General features: G+C 63.3%; 15 protein-coding genes. 11 read left to right on the top strand and 4 right to left on the bottom strand.

All coding sequences use genetic code 11. From position 1 onward, the window contains the following. The first annotated feature begins 2 nt into the window (after window positions 1-2). The 11 genes from secF (at window position 3) to ACAty_RS09895 (ending at window position 13,834) form a co-directional block, all read left to right on the top strand. Window positions 3-953, top strand: coding sequence for a protein translocase subunit SecF (secF, locus tag ACAty_RS09945; protein ID WP_004873147.1), 951 nt, complete (start codon window positions 3-5; stop codon window positions 951-953). Window positions 954-1,031: 78 nt separating this feature from the next. Beyond that, window positions 1,032-1,295, top strand: coding sequence for an exodeoxyribonuclease VII small subunit (xseB, locus tag ACAty_RS09940; RefSeq protein ID WP_004873146.1), 264 nt, complete (start codon window positions 1,032-1,034; stop codon window positions 1,293-1,295). 2 nt (window positions 1,296-1,297) lie between these two features. Then, window positions 1,298-2,212 (top strand): polyprenyl synthetase family protein, encoded by a 915-nt coding sequence (locus tag ACAty_RS09935; RefSeq protein ID WP_004873145.1) that lies wholly within the window; start codon window positions 1,298-1,300, stop codon window positions 2,210-2,212. Continuing rightward, window positions 2,209-4,083: a 1-deoxy-D-xylulose-5-phosphate synthase gene (gene dxs / locus ACAty_RS09930; RefSeq protein WP_004873144.1), complete on the top strand. Its 1,875-nt coding sequence runs from the start codon at window positions 2,209-2,211 to the stop codon at window positions 4,081-4,083. Before ACAty_RS09935 ends, dxs begins: the two co-directional genes overlap by 4 nt. Window positions 4,084-4,125: 42 nt before the next feature. Continuing rightward, on the top strand, window positions 4,126-4,920 hold the full coding sequence (folE2, locus tag ACAty_RS09925; RefSeq protein ID WP_004873143.1) for a GTP cyclohydrolase FolE2: 795 nt from the start codon (window positions 4,126-4,128) through the stop codon (window positions 4,918-4,920). Window positions 4,921-4,923: 3 nt separating this feature from the next. Continuing rightward, window positions 4,924-6,018, top strand: a complete 1,095-nt coding sequence (gene aroC, locus ACAty_RS09920) for a chorismate synthase (RefSeq protein ID WP_004873142.1) — start codon at window positions 4,924-4,926, stop codon at window positions 6,016-6,018. Continuing rightward, the gene (locus tag ACAty_RS09915) at window positions 6,018-7,175 is read left to right on the top strand and encodes an MFS transporter (RefSeq protein ID WP_004873141.1); all 1,158 of its coding nucleotides are present in this window, start codon (window positions 6,018-6,020) and stop codon (window positions 7,173-7,175) included. The genes aroC and ACAty_RS09915 overlap by 1 nt, the downstream gene beginning before the upstream one ends. Before the next feature lie 32 nt (window positions 7,176-7,207). Beyond that, the gene (gene clpB, locus ACAty_RS09910; protein ID WP_004873140.1) at window positions 7,208-9,805 is read left to right on the top strand and encodes an ATP-dependent chaperone ClpB; all 2,598 of its coding nucleotides are present in this window, start codon (window positions 7,208-7,210) and stop codon (window positions 9,803-9,805) included. Between the two features lie 127 nt (window positions 9,806-9,932). Next, the gene (gene dsbG / locus ACAty_RS09905) at window positions 9,933-10,790 is read left to right on the top strand and encodes a thiol:disulfide interchange protein DsbG (RefSeq protein WP_004873139.1); all 858 of its coding nucleotides are present in this window, start codon (window positions 9,933-9,935) and stop codon (window positions 10,788-10,790) included. An 11-nt stretch (window positions 10,791-10,801) separates the two neighbouring features. Then, entirely contained in the window at window positions 10,802-13,435 is a 2,634-nt protein-coding gene (pepN, locus tag ACAty_RS09900) for an aminopeptidase N (protein ID WP_004873138.1), read from the top strand. Window positions 13,436-13,486: 51 nt separating this feature from the next. Next, window positions 13,487-13,834, top strand: a complete 348-nt coding sequence (locus ACAty_RS09895) for a hypothetical protein (RefSeq protein ID WP_004873137.1) — start codon at window positions 13,487-13,489, stop codon at window positions 13,832-13,834. Between the two features lie 156 nt (window positions 13,835-13,990). Here ACAty_RS09895 and ACAty_RS09890 read toward each other — a convergent pair whose 3' ends face one another. From ACAty_RS09890 to folD, 4 genes are read right to left on the bottom strand one after another with little or no spacing between them, the layout of a single operon-like run. Then, window positions 13,991-15,472, bottom strand: a complete 1,482-nt coding sequence (locus tag ACAty_RS09890; RefSeq protein WP_004873136.1) for a CYTH and CHAD domain-containing protein — start codon at window positions 15,470-15,472, stop codon at window positions 13,991-13,993. Beyond that, on the bottom strand, window positions 15,462-16,109 hold the full coding sequence (locus ACAty_RS09885) for a ParA family protein (protein WP_004873135.1): 648 nt from the start codon (window positions 16,107-16,109) through the stop codon (window positions 15,462-15,464). The genes ACAty_RS09890 and ACAty_RS09885 overlap by 11 nt, the downstream gene beginning before the upstream one ends. After that, window positions 16,102-18,243, bottom strand: a complete 2,142-nt coding sequence (ppk1, locus tag ACAty_RS09880; protein WP_004873134.1) for a polyphosphate kinase 1 — start codon at window positions 18,241-18,243, stop codon at window positions 16,102-16,104. Before ppk1 ends, ACAty_RS09885 begins: the two co-directional genes overlap by 8 nt. Then, window positions 18,221-19,102, bottom strand: a complete 882-nt coding sequence (gene folD, locus ACAty_RS09875; RefSeq protein WP_038472189.1) for a bifunctional methylenetetrahydrofolate dehydrogenase/methenyltetrahydrofolate cyclohydrolase FolD — start codon at window positions 19,100-19,102, stop codon at window positions 18,221-18,223. Before folD ends, ppk1 begins: the two co-directional genes overlap by 23 nt. Window positions 19,103-19,148: the final 46 nt, after the last annotated feature.

The raw sequence follows: 19,148 nt of genomic DNA, 5'->3' as shown, positions 1-19,148 counted from the left end.
AGATGGAACTGCTCAAAACCCGAACCCACGTCGATTTCATGTCGCGCCGTTTCCTGTTTCTGGGGATCTCGGCACTCCTGATCGTCGCCTCCATTGCCGCTTATCTGGTGCGCGGCCTGGACTACAGCATCGACTTCACGGGCGGCACCCTCGTGGAGCTGGGCTTTACCCGGACTCCGGACCTTGCCGCCGTACGGGGCACCCTGGACAAGGCCGGTTACCACGACGCCGTGGTGCAGACCTTTGGCGGCGATCGCGACCTGCTCATCCGTCTGCGCACCCAGCCGGGCGAAAGCAGTGCCGTGGCGAGCCGTATCCTGCAGGTTTTTCAGAAGGATCAGCGGCAGTTTCCCGGAGTAGAGCTGCGCCGCACCGAATATGTGGGGCCGGAGGTGGGCAAGGCCCTGCGCAACCAGGGCATCATGGCCCTGATCATCGTCACCTTGGGGATTCTCATCTACGTCGGTTTTCGCTTCGAGTGGCGCTTTGCCGTGGGGGGTGTGGCCGCCATGTTGCACGATCCCATTCTCGTCGTCGGTTTCTTTGCCCTGACGCAGCAGGAGTTCTCCCTGACGGTGATTGCCGCCCTGCTGGTGGTCATGGGCTATTCCCTCAACGACACCGTCGTGGTCTTCGATCGCATGCGCGAGGATCTGCGGGCAAGCCGCAGCGGTTCGGTGGCCGAGATATTCAATATCGCCATCAACGAGACCCTGTCGCGTACCCTGATCACGAGTTTCATCACCTTCATGGTGGCAATGTCGCTTTTCCTCTTTGGCGGTCCCGTCATTCATGGATTTGCCACGGCGCTGGTGATCGGTGTGGTGGTGGGTACCTATTCGTCCATTTTCATCGCCAGTCCCATTGCCCTGTGGTTGGGTCTCAAGCGCGAGCACGTTCTCAAACGGCAGTTTATCAGCGCCAAGGATCGGAAGGACGGTGCGACGCTCTGAGGGTGGTCGCCAAGGTCGCGGCCAGTGCAGCGTGGTGCCCTTGTTCGCTCCGGCGCACTACGGTTTAATGGAGGTACGATGACAGTAGAATCCGGTCCAGTGCAGACGGCGGAGGCGCAGCCGACGCCGGATTTTGCCGCTACCCTGGCGTCTCTGGAGGAGACCGTGCGCCGCTTGGAGTCTGGGCAACTGGGGCTCGAGGATTCCGTGGTGCTTTTTCAGCGTGGCATGGAACTCGCGCGTCGGGCGCAGGCGCAGTTGCAGGATGCGCAGCAGAAAGTTTCCATACTTCTGGGCTCCGAAGAGACGCCCGTCCCCATGATCAGTGATGAGGAACCCTGATTTTGCCAAGCGCTCCTGCAGTCGAGTCTTTTGCCGAATTTCGCCAGCGTCGGGTCGAGCGTATCGAAAAAGTGCTGGATGAGCTCCTGCCGCCGGCGGATATTCTCCCGGGGCGCCTGCACGAGGCGATGCGCTACAGTACCTTGGGGGGCGGCAAGCGGGTGCGCCCCTTGCTGGTATACGCGGGTGGGCAATGCCTGGGCCTCGCCGACGAACTCCTGGACCGGGCTGCGGCGGCCCTGGAGATGATCCACGCCTACTCCCTGGTGCACGACGATCTGCCCGCCATGGACAACGACGATATGCGGCGTGGTCGGCCCACCTGCCACAAGGCCTTTGACGAAGCCACGGCCATCCTCGTGGGCGATGCGCTGTTGACCCATGCCTTCCAGGTGCTCGCCGAGCCCGTCCCCGGCCTGGCTCCGGCACAACAGCTGGCCATGGCGCTGGACCTTGCGCGCGCCGCGGGCTCACGGGGCATGGTGGGGGGGCAGGCCATCGATCTTGCGGCCGTCGGTCATGAGCTGGCCCAGCCCGCCTTGGAGCAGATGCACCTGCAAAAGACCGGCATGCTCATCCGCTGCGCCCTGCAACTTCCCCTGCAGGCGGCGGCCATCGCTCCGGATGCTTCGGTGGCGTCGGCCTTGCTCCGCTATGCCGATCGCATTGGTCTCGCCTTCCAGGTGCAGGACGATATCCTAGACGAGATTGGCGATATCCGCGAGACGGGCAAGGCACGCCAGGGGGCCGATCGCAGTCGGCAGAAACCCAGCTTCGTCAGTCTCCTGGGCCTCACTGAAGCGCAACGGTACGCGCAGCGTTTGCTGGAGGATGCTTTGGATGCCCTCTCCCCCTGGGGCGCCGAGGGCGATCACTTGCGGGCCTTGGCCCGCCTTATCGTCGAGCGTAACCGATGAATCCTTTGCTGGAGCAGATACCCGATCCCCAAGGCCTGCGGCGGATGAGCCGCAGCGAGCAGAAAGCGGTGGCGCGGTGGGTACGGCAGTTTCTGCTGGAGACGGTGAGTCAGACCGGTGGTCACCTGGCCTCTTGCCTCGGGACCGTTGAGCTCAGCGTCGCCCTGCACGCCGTCTTTGCGACGCCGGAAGACCGCCTGGTCTGGGACGTCGGCCATCAGGCCTATCCCCACAAGATCCTGACGGGGCGCGGGCCGCTCTTCCCGCGCCTGCGCATGAAGGACGGGCTGTCGGGTTTCCTCAAACGCGACGAGAGTCCCTTTGATGCCTTCGGCGCCGGTCATTCCAGCACCTCCATCAGTGCTGCACTGGGCATGGCCGTGGCGGCCAAGCTCACACAGCGGCAACGGCAGGTGGTGGCCATCATTGGCGACGGTGCCATGACCGCGGGGCTCGCCTACGAGGCCCTCAACAACGCCGGGGTGCTGGATGCCGATCTCCTGGTGGTGCTGAACGACAACGAGATGTCCATCTCGCCCAATGTGGGCGCGGTGTCGCAGTATCTCACGCGCATACTCTCGGGCCGTTTCTACAACAGCATGCGCGAGGGGGCTGGTCAGGCCCTCAGTCTCGTACCGCCTCTGCGCGAGCTGGCGCGCAAGGCAGAGGAGGGGGTCAAGGGACTGGTATCGCCGGGAGTGCTGTTCGAGGAGATGGGCTTTCACTACTACGGACCCATCGACGGTCATGACTTGGACGTGCTCATCCCGACCCTGGAAAATCTCAAGAAGATCAAAGGGCCGCGACTTTTGCACGTGATCACCCGCAAGGGCAAGGGCTTTGCCCCGGCGGAAGCGGATCCCTGCACCTACCATGGCGTGACCCCCTTCGATCGCCAGGACGGGCGGATGGTCAAGAAAAGCGGTGGCGCGCCCAGCTACACCCAGGTCTTTGGCGATTGGATCTGCGACAAGGCAGCGGCCGAAAGTACCCTCGTGGCCATTACCCCGGCCATGCGCGAAGGCTCCGGACTCGTGCGTTTTCAGCAACTGTATCCCGAGCGTTACTTCGATGTCGGTATCGCCGAGCAACATGCCGTTACCTTCGCCGCCGGGCTTGCCTGCGAGGGTCAGCGTCCCGTCGTCGCCATCTACTCCACCTTCTTGCAGCGGGCCTACGATCAGCTCCTGCACGATGTCGCCATCCAGAATCTGCCGGTGCTCTTCGCCATCGACCGCGCGGGGCTCGTGGGAGCCGACGGTGCCACGCACCAGGGCGCCTTCGACATGGCCTACGCGCGCTGCATTCCCAATCTCACCATCATGGCGCCTAAAGACGAGCAGGAACTGCGCGACATGCTCAATACCGGTTTTGCGCTCCCCGGCCCGGCGCTGGTGCGTTACCCCCGAGGTGCCGGGGTGGGGGTGCCCCTGGACCGCGATCTCGGCCGTACCATTCCCGTGGGCAAGGCGGAGCTGCTCCGGAGAGGTCGGCGTCTGGCCATTCTCTCCTTTGGGACCCGTGCCGCAGCGGCGCTGCAAGCCGGAGAGACGCTGGATGCCACAGTCGTCAATATGCGCTTCGTCAAACCCCTGGATACGGAGCTGCTCAGCACCCTTGCCCAGGATCATGAGGCCTTTGTGACCGTGGAGGAAGGCTGCACGCTGGGCGGTGCCGGTGCCGGGGTTGCGGAGGCCCTGTTGGACCTGGGTTTGCGACCGTCCATGCGTATCCTTGGTCTGCCCGACCGCTTCATCGAGCAGGGGGATGCCGAAGCCTGGCTTGCGGAGCTTGGCCTGGACGCCGCCGGTATCGTCGGCGCGGGCCGGGAGCTGCTGGAGCGCCTTGCCCCCCCCGCCCCAGAGGCGTAATATTTGACCAATTTGGTCAGGCTTTATCCGGAGAGGCCCACTGTGAGAGATTGTGCTGCCGAAACCCTGGAAGATGTGCAGGGACGTGCCGATCCCCGCGCCATCGCCATTCAGCGCGTCGGCGTCAAGGCGGTGCGCCACCCCCTGCGCATCAGCGACCGCGACGATCGGGTCCAGCACAGCATCGCTCTGTGCAACATGTACGTGGCTTTGCCTGCACACCTCAAGGGCACACATATGTCCCGCTTCCTGGAGATCCTCAATCGCTATCCCGATCCGCTGGGGGTGAGGACCATCGCCGGTTTTCTGGAGGAGGTGCGCCAGCGTCTGGAAGCGCAAGCGGCGCGTGTGGAGCTACGCTTTCCCTACTTTGTCAACAAGCGGGCGCCCGTGTCCGGGGTGGAGAGCCTGCTGGATTATGAGGTGGAGATTCTGGCGGATCGCGACGCCAGCGGCTTACAGCTGGATCTGGGCGTGATGGTGCCCGTCACCAGCCTCTGTCCCTGCTCCAAGAGCATCTCGGACTACGGTGCTCACAATCAGCGCTCCCACGTCTGGGTGCGTGCCCAGCTCGCACAGACGGTGTGGATCGAGGATCTCATCGACGTAGTGGAGTCCGTCGCCTCCTGTCAGCTCTATGGTCTGCTCAAGCGTCCCGATGAGAAGTTCGTGACGGAATACGCCTACGACCATCCAAAATTTGTCGAGGACATGGTTCGGGATGTCGCCTTGCGTTTGCACAAGGATCCGCGCATCCGCCGTTTTACGGTGTCCTCGGAGAATTTCGAGTCCATCCACAACCATTCGGCCTACGCCGAGATCCACATGGACAACTGAGGCGTGGCGGGAAGCAGCATCGGCGAATGTTTTCGGGTAATGACCTTTGGCGAGAGCCATGGGCCAGCCATAGGTTGTATCGTCGACGGCTGTCCGCCAGGCTTGCCCCTGACGGTGGAGGATATCCAGCAGGATCTGGATCGCCGTCGCCCTGGCCAGTCCCGCCACACTACCCAGCGTCAGGAAGCGGACCAGGTGGAGATCCTCTCCGGGGTCTTCGAGGGCGAGACCACGGGTACGCCCATCGGCCTGCTCATCCGCAATGTCGATCAACGCTCCCAAGACTACACCAAGATCCGCGACCGTTTCCGGCCCGGACATGCCGACTACACCTACCTCATGAAGTATGGCCGGCGCGACTATCGGGGGGGTGGGCGTTCTTCGGCGCGGGAGACGGCCACTCGGGTGGCGGCGGGAGCCATCGCCCGCAAGTACCTGCGCCATCGTCTGGGCGTGGAGATTCAGGCGTGGTTGGCGCAGATGGGCCCCATCGCAGCACAGCATTTCGATGGCGACGAGATCCAGCGCAATCCCTTTTTCTGCCCCGACGCCTCGGCGGCTGCCCGGATGGCCGACTATCTGGATGCACTGCGCAAGGCGGGAGATTCCATTGGTGCGCGGGTGGATGCGCGGGTGCGGCACATGCCCGTAGGACTGGGTGAGCCAGTTTTCGACCGCCTGGAAGCGGATGTGGCCAAGGCCCTCATGAGCATCAATGCGGTCAAGGCCGTCGCCCTGGGCGACGGCTTTGCCGTGGTAGAGCAAAAAGGCAGCGAGCACGGAGACGGCATGCGTCCCCAAGGCTTCCTCAGCAATCACGCCGGGGGAGTCCTGGGGGGCATTTCCAGCGGCCAGGATCTGCGCGTCTCCGTGGCGATCAAGCCCACCTCCAGCATCCGCATCCCGCGGCCGAGCATCGATGTGCACGGTCAGCCGGTGGAGGTTTCTACTACGGGACGCCACGACCCCTGCGTGGGGATTCGTGCGGTACCCATCGTCGAGGCCATGCTGGCCCTGGTTCTGATGGATCACGTCCTGCGCCAGCGGGCGCAGAATGCCGAGGTGCAGGCCCCCATTCCGCCCATTCCGGCAGGCTGATGGTCGGTCGCGAGGCCCGGTCCCTCGTCGCCTTCTATTTTTTCTATTTCTGTGCCCTTGGTGCCTTCATGCCCTACTGGGGCCCGTGGCTCGCCAGCGTGGGTCAGGGCGCGCTGTCCATCGGCATCCTCACCGCCGCCGTGCAATTCAGTAAGGTCCTTGGACCCAATCTATGGGGCTGGCTCGCTCAGGGCTTTGGCAGCGCCCGCATCGTGCCACTGGCGGCCCTGCTTACGGCGGCGGGTTTTCTGGCCCTGGAGTTGGTGCGTGGCAACTTTTGGGGCCTGCTGTTCATCACCCTGGCCTTCTCCTTCTTTTGGGCGGCGACTCTGCCGCTCGTGGACGCCACGACTCTGGATTGGGCCGAGCGCGAGGGGCGGGCCTATGGCCGTATCCGTCTTTGGGGTTCTCTGGGTTTCATTGCCCTGGCACTGGGGATGGGACTGTTGGTCCAGATCTGGGGCCTGGATGTTTTCTTGCCGGGTATCGCGACTTTTCTGGCGGTCGCCTGGTGGTTCAGCCGGCGCCTGCCCTATCCACCCCGATCGTCCGGACCGGAGCGCGTATCCCTCGGGCCGCAGCTGCGCGATTGGCGCCTGTGGGCCTTTCTCGCGGCGGGAGCGCTGGAACAGGCCAGCCATGGGGTCTACTACGCCTTTTTTTCCATCGATGCCCAGGCCCATGGCCTGAACGCGGGCTGGGTAGGGCTGCTCTGGTCTTGGGCCGTGATCTGTGAGGTGCTTTTCTTCTGGTTTGGCGAGCGCATCCTGCGTCGCTTCGGCCTGCGTATGGTCCTCATCAGCGCCTTCGTGCTCACCGGAACCCGTTGGTTGGTGATCGCCGCCTGGCCCGGCCTCATTCCCATCTTCCTGATCCAAAGTCTGCACGCCTTCAGTTACGGCGCGTTTCATCTGGCTGCGGTGCACTGGATCTTTGCCCGTTTCCCCGCCTACCTGCGTTCCCGTGGGATGGCCCTCTACGCCAGCCTCGTCTACGGCCTCGGTGGCGGTCTCGGCGCGCTGGCGGCGGGCTGGGCCTGGGGGCACTGGGGGAGCCTCTGGGCCTTTGCCGCCGCCGGCATCCTGGCCTGGCTCGGTCTCCTGGGGCTTATTCCAGCCCTGCGCCCCTTGAAAAGGGGGGTTGCGGCTATCATTTAAAGGGGGAGACCTTTTTTGGAGCCAAAAACCGCATGCGTGTCGATAAACTGACCACCAAATTTCAACAAGCCCTGCAAGAGGCCCAGAGTCTGGCCCTTGCCCGCGATCATCAGCAGATGGAGCCCGTCCACCTGCTCCTTGCCTTCTTGGATCAGGACGGCGGCATCGCCCGACCGCTCCTCGCCAAGGCTGGGGTGCGCGTGGACGCCCTGCGCAATGCCTTGGGCAGGGCGCTGGAGTCCCTGCCCAAGGTCGAGGGCGTCCCGGGGGAGGTCCAGATGGGGCGGGATCTCGGCAACCTCCTCAATCTGGCCGACAAGATCGCCCAGAAGCGGGGCGACAGCTACATCTCCACGGAGCACTTCCTGCTGGCACTGCTGGAAGACCGCGGTGAGGCGGGACGCCTTTTCAAGGAGGCGGGCGCGTCGTCCAAGGATCTGGAGCAGGCTGTCCAGGAACTGCATGGGGGCGAAAAGATCAACGACCCCAATGCCGAGGAGCAGCGTCAAGCTCTGGAAAAATATACCCTCGACTACACCGAGCGCGCCGCCCAGGGCAAGCTGGATCCGGTCATCGGTCGCGACGACGAGATCCGGCGCACCATTCAGGTGCTTCTGCGCCGCAGCAAGAACAACCCGGTGCTGATCGGCGAGCCCGGAGTGGGTAAAACCGCCATCGTCGAGGGCCTTGCCCAGCGTATCGTCAACGGGGAGGTGCCCGAATCCCTGCGCGGCAAACGTCTGCTGGGTCTGGATCTGGGCGCCCTCATCGCCGGAGCCAAGTTTCGCGGCGAGTTCGAGGAACGCCTCAAGGCCCTCCTCAACGATCTGGCCAAAGCCGAAGGGAAGATCATCCTCTTCATCGATGAGATCCACACCCTCGTGGGCGCTGGCAAGGCCGATGGCGCCATGGATGCGGGCAACATGCTCAAACCGGCCCTGGCCCGCGGCGAGTTGCACTGTATTGGCGCCACCACTCTGGATGAATACCGCAAGTACATCGAAAAGGACGCCGCCCTGGAGCGGCGCTTCCAGCGCGTCCTGGTGGACGAGCCCAGCGTGGAGGACACCATCGCCATTCTGCGTGGCCTCAAGGAGCGTTACGAGGCCCACCACGGCGTACGTATCACCGACCCCGCTCTGGTGGCGGCGGCCCAGCTCTCGCACCGATACATCAGCGACCGGAACCTGCCGGACAAGGCCATTGACCTCGTGGATGAGGCGGCCTCGCGGATCAAGATGGAGATCGATTCCAAGCCTGAGGAACTGGACGAGCTGGAGCGCCGGCTGATTCAGCTCAACATCGAGAAGGTCGCCCTCGCCAAGGAGAAGGATGAAGCGAGCCGCAAGCGTCTGGAAAACCTGGAAAGCCAGATTGCCGAACTGCAGCGCAAGTACCAGGAACTGGAGGAAATCTGGAAAAGCGAGAAGCTCGCCATCGAAGGTACCTCCCAGATCCAGAAGGAGCTGGATCGGCTGCGGGTGGAGCTGGACAATGCGCGGCGCGCCAACGATCTCGAGCGCATGGCGCAGATCCAATATGGGCAGATTCCAGCCCTGGAGGCCAAGCTGCGCGAGGCGGAAAAGCAGGAAGCCGACGGCCAGCGTAAGGCGCCGACACTGCTGCGCACCGAGGTGACCGAAGAGGAAATCGCCGAGGTCATCTCGCGCTGGACTGGCATCCCGGTCTCCAAGATGCTGGAAGGAGAAAAGGAAAAGCTGCTAAAAATGGAAGAGCGTCTGCGCGCTCGGGTGGTGGGCCAGGACGAGGCCGTCACGGCAGTAGCCAACGCCATCCGCCGCTCCCGCGCAGGTCTCGCGGATCCACGGCGACCCATCGGTTCCTTTCTGTTCCTGGGACCGACGGGTGTGGGCAAGACCGAGCTGACCAAGGCCCTGGCGGAGTTCCTCTTCGACTCCGAGGACCACATGGTACGCATCGACATGAGCGAGTTCATGGAAAAACACTCCGTCGCCCGACTCATCGGCGCGCCTCCGGGTTACGTCGGTTACGAGGAGGGGGGCTATCTCACCGAGGCGGTGCGGCGCAAGCCCTATTCCGTCATTCTGCTGGATGAGGTGGAGAAGGCACACCCCGAGGTCTTCAATATCCTCTTGCAGGTACTGGACGATGGGCGCCTGACGGACGGGCAGGGGCGGACGGTGGATTTTCGCAACACCGTCATCGTCATGACCTCCAATCTCGGTTCCGACCGGATTCAAGAGTATGGGCGGCTCGGGGATGTGGAAGGCATGCGGGGGGCGGTCATGGAAGTGGTCCAGGGACACTTCCGACCCGAGTTTCTCAACCGTATCGATGAACTGGTCATCTTCCAGCCCCTCAGTCGACAGCAGTTGCGCGCCATTGCCGAGATCCAGATGGGTTCCCTGCGCGCCCGCCTGCGTGAACGCGATCTGGACATCGTTCTCAGCGACGCCGCGGTGAACTTGCTTGCGGAAACGGGCTTCGACCCCGTCTATGGTGCACGTCCGCTGAAGCGCGTGATTCAGCGAGAGATCGAGAATCCGCTGGCGCAGCGCCTGCTCCGGGGCGAATTCGCTCCGGGTCAGGTGATCCACGTCGATGCCCAGGGTGGCCAATTCGTCTTCGGTCCCTCCGCCCTGCACTGAGCAGAACGAGAGCAGCCCTCGGGCGATGATTGCCCGGGGGTTTTCGTTGCCCGCGACTGGAAGCACGGAGCGCCGCGCGTTACTATGCGGGCTTCGGGCTGGATTCTGAACACAGAAAGGGTATGGCATGCAGACAAAAACGGTGGCGCTGGCGGTGGGTTTACTCGTGGTGGGTGCCTTGGGAGGCGTGTTCGCCGGTAGGTATTTACCCATTTCCGTTGCCAAGGCGGCCGTCGTTTCGCAAGCGAAGGCGCAGAAACTGGTGGATGGGCTGGCCCACGGCCAGGGACAGGTGGAAAAGACCTTCGCCGGTCCAGGTGGCCTGACGGGGGCCTTGGTGCAGATCGATGGCCACCCCAACATCCTGTACCTCACCCCGGACGGCAAGTACCTGGTCGCCGGCACGGTCTTCAATGCCGCTGGCGAGAACCTGATGCGGGAGGAGGCGATCCAGCTCGGCCTCATCCCCAAGCCCGAGACTCCGGAAGCCCTGGCCAAAAAGGCGGCGGCCGCGGATAGCTTCGTGCTGGGCACCAAAGGCCCGGAGATCACGGCCTTTGTCGATCCCAACTGCATTTTCTGCCACAAGTTCTACGAAGAGGCCAAGCCGCTGATTGCCGCTGGCAAGTTGCGGGTGCGCTTCGTCGTCGTCGCTTTCCTCAAGTCCAGCAGCGCCGGTAAGGCCGAAGCCATTCTGGGAGCCAAGGATCCCGCGGCGGCCATGGCAGAGAATGAAAAAGGCTTTGATGAAGCGACGGAGGAGGGCGGCATCGAACCGGCCAAGGACCCTGCGACTGCGACGGTCACTGCGGTGCAGAACAACACCAAGCTGCTGGAGCAGAGCGGCGAGGTGGCCACTCCGACCCTGCTCTACTGCAATGATCACAATACCGTGGTGCTCAAGCACGGGCTACCGGACAAGGATCTGGAGTCTTTCCTCAAGGAAATCCATTCCCTCGACCACGGTAGCTGCCAGGGCAGTTGACGGCGGCGATCATGGCCAGCATCCAGCTCGTCCGGCATGAGGATTATCGAGCCCCAGATTACGAAATCGTCGCCACCGCCCTGGAGTTTTGGCTGGATGCGGATACCACCGAAGTCCTTGCGGAACTGCGCCTGCGCTGTCGCTTGCCCGAACCGCCGGAGTATCTGATATTCCAGGGAGAGTCTCTGGACCTTCTGGAATTGCGCCTCGATGGGCAGGTGGTTGGTGCAGACCGCTACGATCTGTTGGACGAGGGTTTGCGTCTGCACCATCCCCCCCAAGCCTTTACCCTGAACAGTCGGGTGCGCGTCCATCCGGCGACCAACACCCAATTGTCCGGCCTCTACGCCGCCGATGGTGTACTTCTGACCCAGTGTGAGGCCGAGGGCTTTCGTCGCATTACCTACTACCTGGATCGGCCCGACTGCCTGGCGCCCTTCACCGTCACCCTCCATGCCGACCGTGAGCACTATCCCATGCTTCTGGCCAACGGCAATCTCGAGGCGACGGGCACGGACGGTCAGGGTGGGCATTGGGCGCGTTGGCACGATCCCTTCCCCAAGCCCTCCTACCTCTTTGCTTTGGTGGCGGGTCGATTCGTGGTGGAGCGCGACCATTTCACTACCCAGTCCGGTCGCTCCGTGGCTCTGGAAGTCTACGTCGCCGAGCGTTATCGCGATGCCTGTCAACGGGCCCTGGACAGTTTGAAGCGTGCCATGGCCTGGGACGAGCGGGTCTATGGGCGAGAATACGATCTCGAACGCTACATGATCGTCGCTACCGACAGCTTCAACATGGGGGCCATGGAAAACAAGGGCCTCAACATATTCAACACGAAATACGTGCTGGCCAGTCCCGAGACCGCCACGGATGACGACTACCTGCACGTCGAATCGGTCATCGCCCACGAGTATTTCCACAACTGGACCGGCAATCGCGTCACCTTGCGCGACTGGTTTCAGCTGAGCCTGAAGGAAGGCCTCACCGTTTTTCGCGATCAGGAATTCTCGGCGGATCAGAACTCCCGGGGGGTGCAGCGCATTGCCGATGTGCGGCGACTGCGCGCCGCGCAATTCCCCGAGGACGCAGGCCCCCTGGCCCACCCGGTGCGACCCGATGCCTATGCCGAGATCAACAACTTCTACACCGCGACGGTCTACGAAAAGGGTGCGGAGATCGTGCGGATGATCCATACCACCTTGGGTCCGGAGCGTTTCCGAGCCGGTATGGATGCGTATTTCTCCCGCTTCGATGGCCAGGCGGTGACCATCGAAGATTTTCTCTCGGCGCTCGAAGCCGGCAGTGGCTGCGACCTGCAAGCCTTTATGCGCTGGTACGCACAGGCGGGTACCCCGCGCGTCGAGGCCAAATGGCAACAGGATCTGGAGACCGGTAGCCTGAGTCTGGAGCTTTCCCAACGCACTCCGGCAACACCAGGCCAGGCCGACAAGACGACGCTGCCCATTCCCGTGCGCGTGGCCCTCCTCGACCGCGCTGGCAGACGTCAGCCCTTGCGCGTAGGCAACGATGACCTTGGCACCGAGACGGTCCTGATGTTGACGCAGCCGCAGCAAGACTGGACTTTCACCGGGCTTCACGAGCCCTGTGTGCCCTCACTCTTTCGCGGCTTTTCCGCCCCCATCATCCTCGAGCGCAGCGATGCGGTCCTTGCCGAACCCTTCCTCGCCCGTCACGACGACGATCCCTTCAGCCGCTGGGAGAATTTTCAGGCTCTTGCCATCCGCGAGCTGCTCGGATACATCGCCGAGCCGACGCGAGCCCTGCCCAGCGGGGACTTGCGCGAGGCCGTAGCGGCCGTGACCTCCCAGTGGCCGGAAGACCCGGCCTTCTGTGCCGAGTTGCTCACGCTGCCCACGGAAGATTACCTGGGCGAGCAGATGGAGATCATCCAGGTGGATGCCATCCACGCTGCGCGCGAAAGCCTGCGCCGGGCCCTCGCCATGGTATTTGGCGATACCTTCATGGCCTGGTACCAAGGCCTTGCCGGTACTTACCAGTTGGATGGTCTTTCCATGGGACGTCGACGCTTGCGCCAGGTCATGCTGTCCTACCTTTTGGTCAACGACCGTCTGCGCTGGGAGGCCATCGCCCTGGCGCGCCTGCAATATGCTGAAGCCGACAACATGAGCGAGCGCCTGGCCGCCTACACGCTGCTCGTGCAAGACATCCACCACGACAGCGAGGACCTGCTCATGGACTTCTACCAGACTTGGCGACACCATCCCCTGGTCCTGGATCGGTGGTTCAGTACCCAGCTCGGGCGGGAAGAGCCAGCGACTCTCCATCGCGCGGCCAACCTCCTCGTGCATCCCGATTTCGATTGGCGTGTCCCCAACCGGGTGCGCTCCGTTCTGGGAGCCTTTGCCGCCAACCCCACGGTCTTTCACGCGGCCGACGGCTCCGGTTACCGTTTCTTTGGAGAACAGATCCGTCATTTGGACGGCATCAACCCCCAGACGGCCGCGCGTCTGGCGACGGTACTGAGCCGCTGGCCGCGTCTGGACGCGCAGCGGCGTGGGCACATGCAAGGGGTCATTGCCGAGCTTGCCCGCAAGCCAGCCTTGTCCCGGGATCTTGCCGAGGTGCTGAGCCGTTGTCAGGACGCGGCGGCGTCGTCCGCATAGCCGTACCATGGAAAACCATCCCTTTTCATTTACCCTTGAGGAGCGCTCGAGATGCAGGTCGATATCGAATCCGCAGTGAAGCACGGTCTGGAAAAAGAGGACGAAAAGTGCCTCGACGCCGCCGCCCTGGCGGTGGCGGAGCTTTTGGCACAAAAGGATATCCCCGATCTCAAGGCGGCGGCCGCCGTTTTTGGATCCGATCAGGTTAGCGAACTGGCGGGTTTCCTGTGGGACAGCATGGATTGCAAGGCCCTGCAGGATTGCTGCGCCGGCCAGCACTTTGATGCCGAGCAGGCACGCGAATGGGGACTGGACCGCGATCAGTACCAGCTCGCCCTGGCCATCGCCCTGGTAGCGCACAAGATCGAGCGCGAACGGGAAAGACTCGGCCCCTGCTAAGGGTCCGGCAACTAGTCTGGGGCACTCGCCGGCATGCTATCTTGAGCTGCCCCAGAGCGCTTCCCTGAAAGATGGCGCCGCAGCCGTGAGTTGCCACCACCTTTCGGTAAACCGGTTGACCGTGAAAACCGGCGGGGTGTCCGCCGACTTCCGTCTTCAGTCCCAGGGCCGGGAGACTTCCAGGAACCGGGCCCAGGACTTGCGAAACTTCTTCGCTTCCCGCTGCTTGCGGGCCACCAGGTAGCCCCACAATACGCCGGCATGCAGTGCCAGCTCCGATGGTGCTTCGAGCCCCAGGGGCAAGAGATGACTGGCGGCCATCTGCGCATCGCGAATGAGGCCGGAACTTTCCTGCAGGTGACTCAGTACCTTCATCAGGCCCTTGCTATCCTTGGCAGGCCAGAGGCCGGCAAGGCAGTGCAGTACATAACGGAAATTCTTGATCTGGATGCGCAGCCGATGGAATTCGGCGCGACCCTCGGCGCTGTCGGTATCGATCTCGGCGCGTCGGAGTTTACGATCCATCTGGGCCAGATGCCTTTCGGCAAATTCCCGCAGGCTGAGACTTCCAGAAAACCCGTCGGAATCCTCGAGATGCGCCCAGAGTCGCAGGAGCGTGGCGGCGAGGCTCCCGGCGGAATTTGCCGATTCGCCGTCGCTTTTCAGCAAGGCGTCGGTCAAAGGCGCTGGCGAGAGCTGAAACTCCGACGCGTGGTTTTGCCAATGATCGAGCAGGGCGTCGCGATCACGGCGGCCACTTTGCCGATGAAACCAGGTGGCAAGTTCCAGACGTAGAGCGTGTGTGGACGTGTCCGTCTCTAGCGGTTTGCAAAAACGCAGCAGGGCGCGTAACTGGCGGACGCAACGGCGCAGATCGTGGAAATTGCTGCGGCTGCCCTCACGCGTCTCCACCCGCAGGGCCGCCAGACAGGCCTGGATCTCGACAATGAGTATCTCGCGCAGGGCGCTGGCAGCAGGTTCGCGGCCCGGTAATTTGGGTGCCTGGGCCTGCTGCTGGGTTTCTGGGGATGAGCGCGTCGTGGACCGTAGCAAGCCCATTCCCCGTTGAAACTTGCTTTCGGATTCGGGGCAGAGGGGCAGTGCTGCGCAGAGGTCGGCGCCGTGCTTCAGAATCGCGGCCACGCTGCCCCTGACCAGTTCGATCTCCAGTTCCAGGATGGGCAGGGTTTCTCCCTTGACCCGGATCTCGCCGCGATCGGCGGCGAGGAGCAGATGTTCCCCCTGACTCCCGGTCAGACTGCGCTCACGCCGTTCAAAGACCGTTTCCAGCACTACCGCCAAGGGTAGATGGAGGTAGGGACGCAGGATCTGGACCAACTCCGGGTCGTCGAAAACGCCCAGATCCGCTTGGGGCCCGGCTACCGGTACATTCCACTCGGGACGCTCATGCAGTCCGCCACTGGCTGCCCCGGCGAATTTCAAGGTCGCTACCCACTGCTCGCCTTCCAGGCGCACGCGGTAGGCGATGCGGGCGCGCTGTAGACTGTGGTCGCTGGTATCAAAATAGCGGGCATGCATCGGACGTGGTGTCACCGCAGCCAGATCCACCAGCGGGTGACTCAGGATGTTTTCCCAGGCGTCGGCTTCGAGCACCTGCAGTTTCAGTTCACGTTCCACGGTCCACTTCTCCCAAAAACTGCAGCACACGGGTCCATTGTGGCAGTTCGGATCGGGTCTCGCTGGCGCGCAGGTCGGCTATGCCCACGCCCGCGGCGGCGGCATGCACGTAGATCTGGCTGTCGCGCAGGAAGGCGATGACGGGCAGATCCAGATCGCGGAGGAAGGCCTCCAGCGCCTGCTTCGCCCGCGTGCCCTGGTGCACGCGATTGGCGACGATGCCGATGCGGACGCGTCCCTTGCGAAAGCGCTTGATTTCCTGAAGTCGCTCGAGGAAGACGAGACTGGCGTCCATGTCGAAGGCCGAGGCGGTGATGGGCACGAGGAGGGTGCTCACCTCATCCAGCATTTCCTCGAGCCGGCTGCGCTTTAATCCGGCCGGAGCATCCAGAATGAACCACTGTGCCGGCGGATAGTCGCGAAACTTGCGCTGGGGATCGCTCACCAGGGAGATGGCCGGCAACTGCGGCGGACGTCGCCGCCACCAGTGGCTGCTGGAACCCTGGGGATCGAGATCGGCCAGGAGCACCGAGGCGCGCAGGGCAAGCAGGCTTGCCAGATTGGTGGCCACGGTGGTTTTGCCAGCACCGCCCTTGCTGTTCAGGACCAGGACCGAGTGCTGTTCTGCCTCAGCCATTGCCCACACCGCCGCGACCATAGAGGGCAAGCAGGCGATCCTGGGCGGAGCGACAGGGCTGCTCCTGGCTGGGATCGCGCAGGTGACTGTAGGAACCGTCGCTACCCATGGCCCAGGCGTTGCAGTCGTCCTCGAGATAGAACTCCAGGGTCTCCCGTATGAGCCGCTGGCGCAGATCCGGATCCTCGATGGGGATGGCTGTCTCCAGGCGACGGAAAAGGTTGCGACTCATCCAATCGGCGCTGGCCATCCACAGTTCCGGGTCGCCATTGCGGCCAAAGTAATAGACGCGGCTGTGTTCCAGAAAGCGGCCGACGATGGAGCGTACCCGAATGTTCTCGGACACGCCGGGAATGCCCGGGCGCAGGGTACAGGGACCACGGACGATGAGATCGATCTGGACTCCTGCCTGCGACGCCAGATAGAGGTCGCGGATCAGATCCGGCTCCACCAGGGCATTGACCCGAGCGATGATGCGCCCGGCAGTGCCGAGGGCCGTTTCGGCGGCAATCTTTTCGCGCAGGGCAGCGAAGAGGGTGAAGGGGCTTTGCAGGAGCTTCGTCAGGGTCGGGGCCCGTCCCATGCCGGTGATGTGCATGAACAGGGCATTCATGTCGGCGGTGATCTGGGTATCCGCCGTGAGGAGGCTGAGATCGGTGTAGATGCGGGCGTTGCGGGCGTGGTAGTTACCCGTGCCCAGATGTCCATACAGGCGAATGCCGTCGGTTTCACGCCGCAGTACCAGAGCCATCTTGGCGTGCACCTTGTGGTGGACGACCCCATACACGACCTGCGCGCCCACCTCCTCCAACTGTTCCGCCAGTCGGATATTGTTGGCCTCGTCGAAGCGGGCTTTGAGTTCAATGACCGCGGTGACCTGCTTGCCGGCTACTGCGGCATCCATCAGGGCCTGCACGATGGGGGAGTCGGGCGTGGTGCGGTAGAGGGTCTGTTTGATACCCAGGACCGCTGGGTCGCTGGCCGCCTGGCGGATGAAGTCCACCACAGGCATGAAACTCTGATAAGGATGGTGCAGCAGTATCGGACCCCGGCGCAACTGGCTGAAGATCTCCTCGCTGCGCAGGCAGCGGTCGGGTAAGCCCGGCGTGAAGGGCGGATACAGCAGATCTGGTCGCGCCGCCATATCGATGATGGCCGCCATGCGTGAGAGATTCACCGGTCCCGGCAAGGTGTAGAGGCTCTCTTCCTGCAGATCGAAATGGCGCAGCAAGTATTGATAGACCTCTGCCGGGCAATTGCTGGCAACCTCTAGACGCACCGCCTCGCCAAAGGGACGGGTGGTGAGTTCATCCGCCAGGGCGTCCAGCAGGTTGTCCACCTCTTCTTCATCGACGAAGAGCTCGCTGTTCCGGGTGACACGAAACTGATAGAAACCCTTGACGTGGAGGCCAGGAAAGAGGGTCTCGATATTCTCGTGAATCACCGAAGACAGGAAAACGAAATCCGCAGGACCAGCGATGTCCGTGGGCAACTGAATGATGCGCGGGAGAATGCGCGGTGCCTGGACGATGGCGATGGGACTATGCCGCCCATAGGCATCCTGCCCCTCGAGGACGATGGCAAAGTTGAGCCCCTTGTTCTGGACCTTGGGGAAGGGATGCGCCGGGTCAAGACTCAAGGGCGTGAGCAGGGGCAGAACCTCCTGCTGAAAATACTGGGCGATCCAGCGCCGTTGCGTCGCCCGCCAAGTATCGCGGCGGCGCAGACGAATCCCCGCCGCCGCCAGCGCCGGGAGTATGCGTTCATTGAGACAGGTGTACTGAGCCTGGATGAGCTCGTGCGCCACCTTGGCGACGGCCCGAATCTCGTCCTCGGGGCCAAGCATGTCCGGGCCCAGAGGCCCGGCGTTGTATTTGCGCCGCTGCATCAGGCCCGCCACTCGAACCTCAAAGAACTCGTCGAGATTGCTGGAGACGATGGTCAGAAAGCGCAGGCGCTCCAGAAGTGGCACCTGCGGATCGTCCGCCAGCGCCAGCACGCGACGATTGAATTCGAGGATACTGAGGTCGCGATTGAAATACAGGGAAGGATGGTCCAGCGCCTCCGCACGCGCAGTCTCGGGGACAGCCGGGGGCGAAGGCGCCACGGACTCAGGCGGGCTGCTGGGCCGCATGGGTGCGCTCCTGCCGTCGTTCTGCGGCCAGCACCGTGTTCTGGAGGAGGGTGGCGACGGTCATCGGCCCAACTCCACCCGGTACCGGTGTGATCCACGCGGCCCGTTCGCGTGCGCGCTCGAAGTCCACGTCACCCACCAGACGCCCATCGTCCAGGCGATTGATACCGACATCCACCACCGCGGCGCCCTCGCGCACCCATTCCCCCGGAATGAGCCCAGGTTTGCCGGCCGCCGCCACCAGGATCTCCGCCGAGCGCACATGCGCCTCGAGATTCCGGCTGAAGCGATGACAGACGGTCACCGTGGCGCCAGCCAGCAGCAGTTCCAGCGCCAGAGGTCGACCGACGATGTTGGACGCGCCGACGACGACCGCCTCGCTGCCCTTGCGCGGGATGTGGTAGCGCTCCAGCAGGGTCATGATGCCGGCTGGCGTGCACGAACGCAGGGTCGGGGCACGCAGGGCCAGGCGCCCGACATTATAGGGGTGGAAGCCATCCACATCCTTATCCACGGAAATGGCCTCGATGATGATCTCGGGGTCCATGTGTGGCGGCAGCGGCAGTTGCACGAGAATGCCATCCACATCGGCGCGCCCATTGAGCTCGGCGATTTCCTCGAGCAAGGCTTCGGCAGGCCAATCCGCGGGGAATTCCCGGCCAAAGGAACGGATGCCCACCTGGCTGCAGCTATCCTTCTTCTTGCGGACATAGATCTGTGAAGCGGGATTCGTACCCACCAGTACCACGGCGAGACCTGGTGGACGACCGTAGCGCTCGGAGAACTCCCGACTGCGCCGGGCCGTTTGCGCCAAGATCTCTGCCGCTACGGCTTTTCCGTCGATGATCTGGGCACTCATGCCAGCCCCCGCCGGGGTTCCCACGAGCTCCATGCGGGGATATCGC

This window comes from Acidithiobacillus caldus ATCC 51756, assembly GCF_000175575.2.
GTDB lineage: Bacteria > Pseudomonadota > Gammaproteobacteria > Acidithiobacillales > Acidithiobacillaceae > Acidithiobacillus_A > Acidithiobacillus_A caldus.
This window is presented reverse-complemented; position numbering and strand designations above follow the sequence as displayed.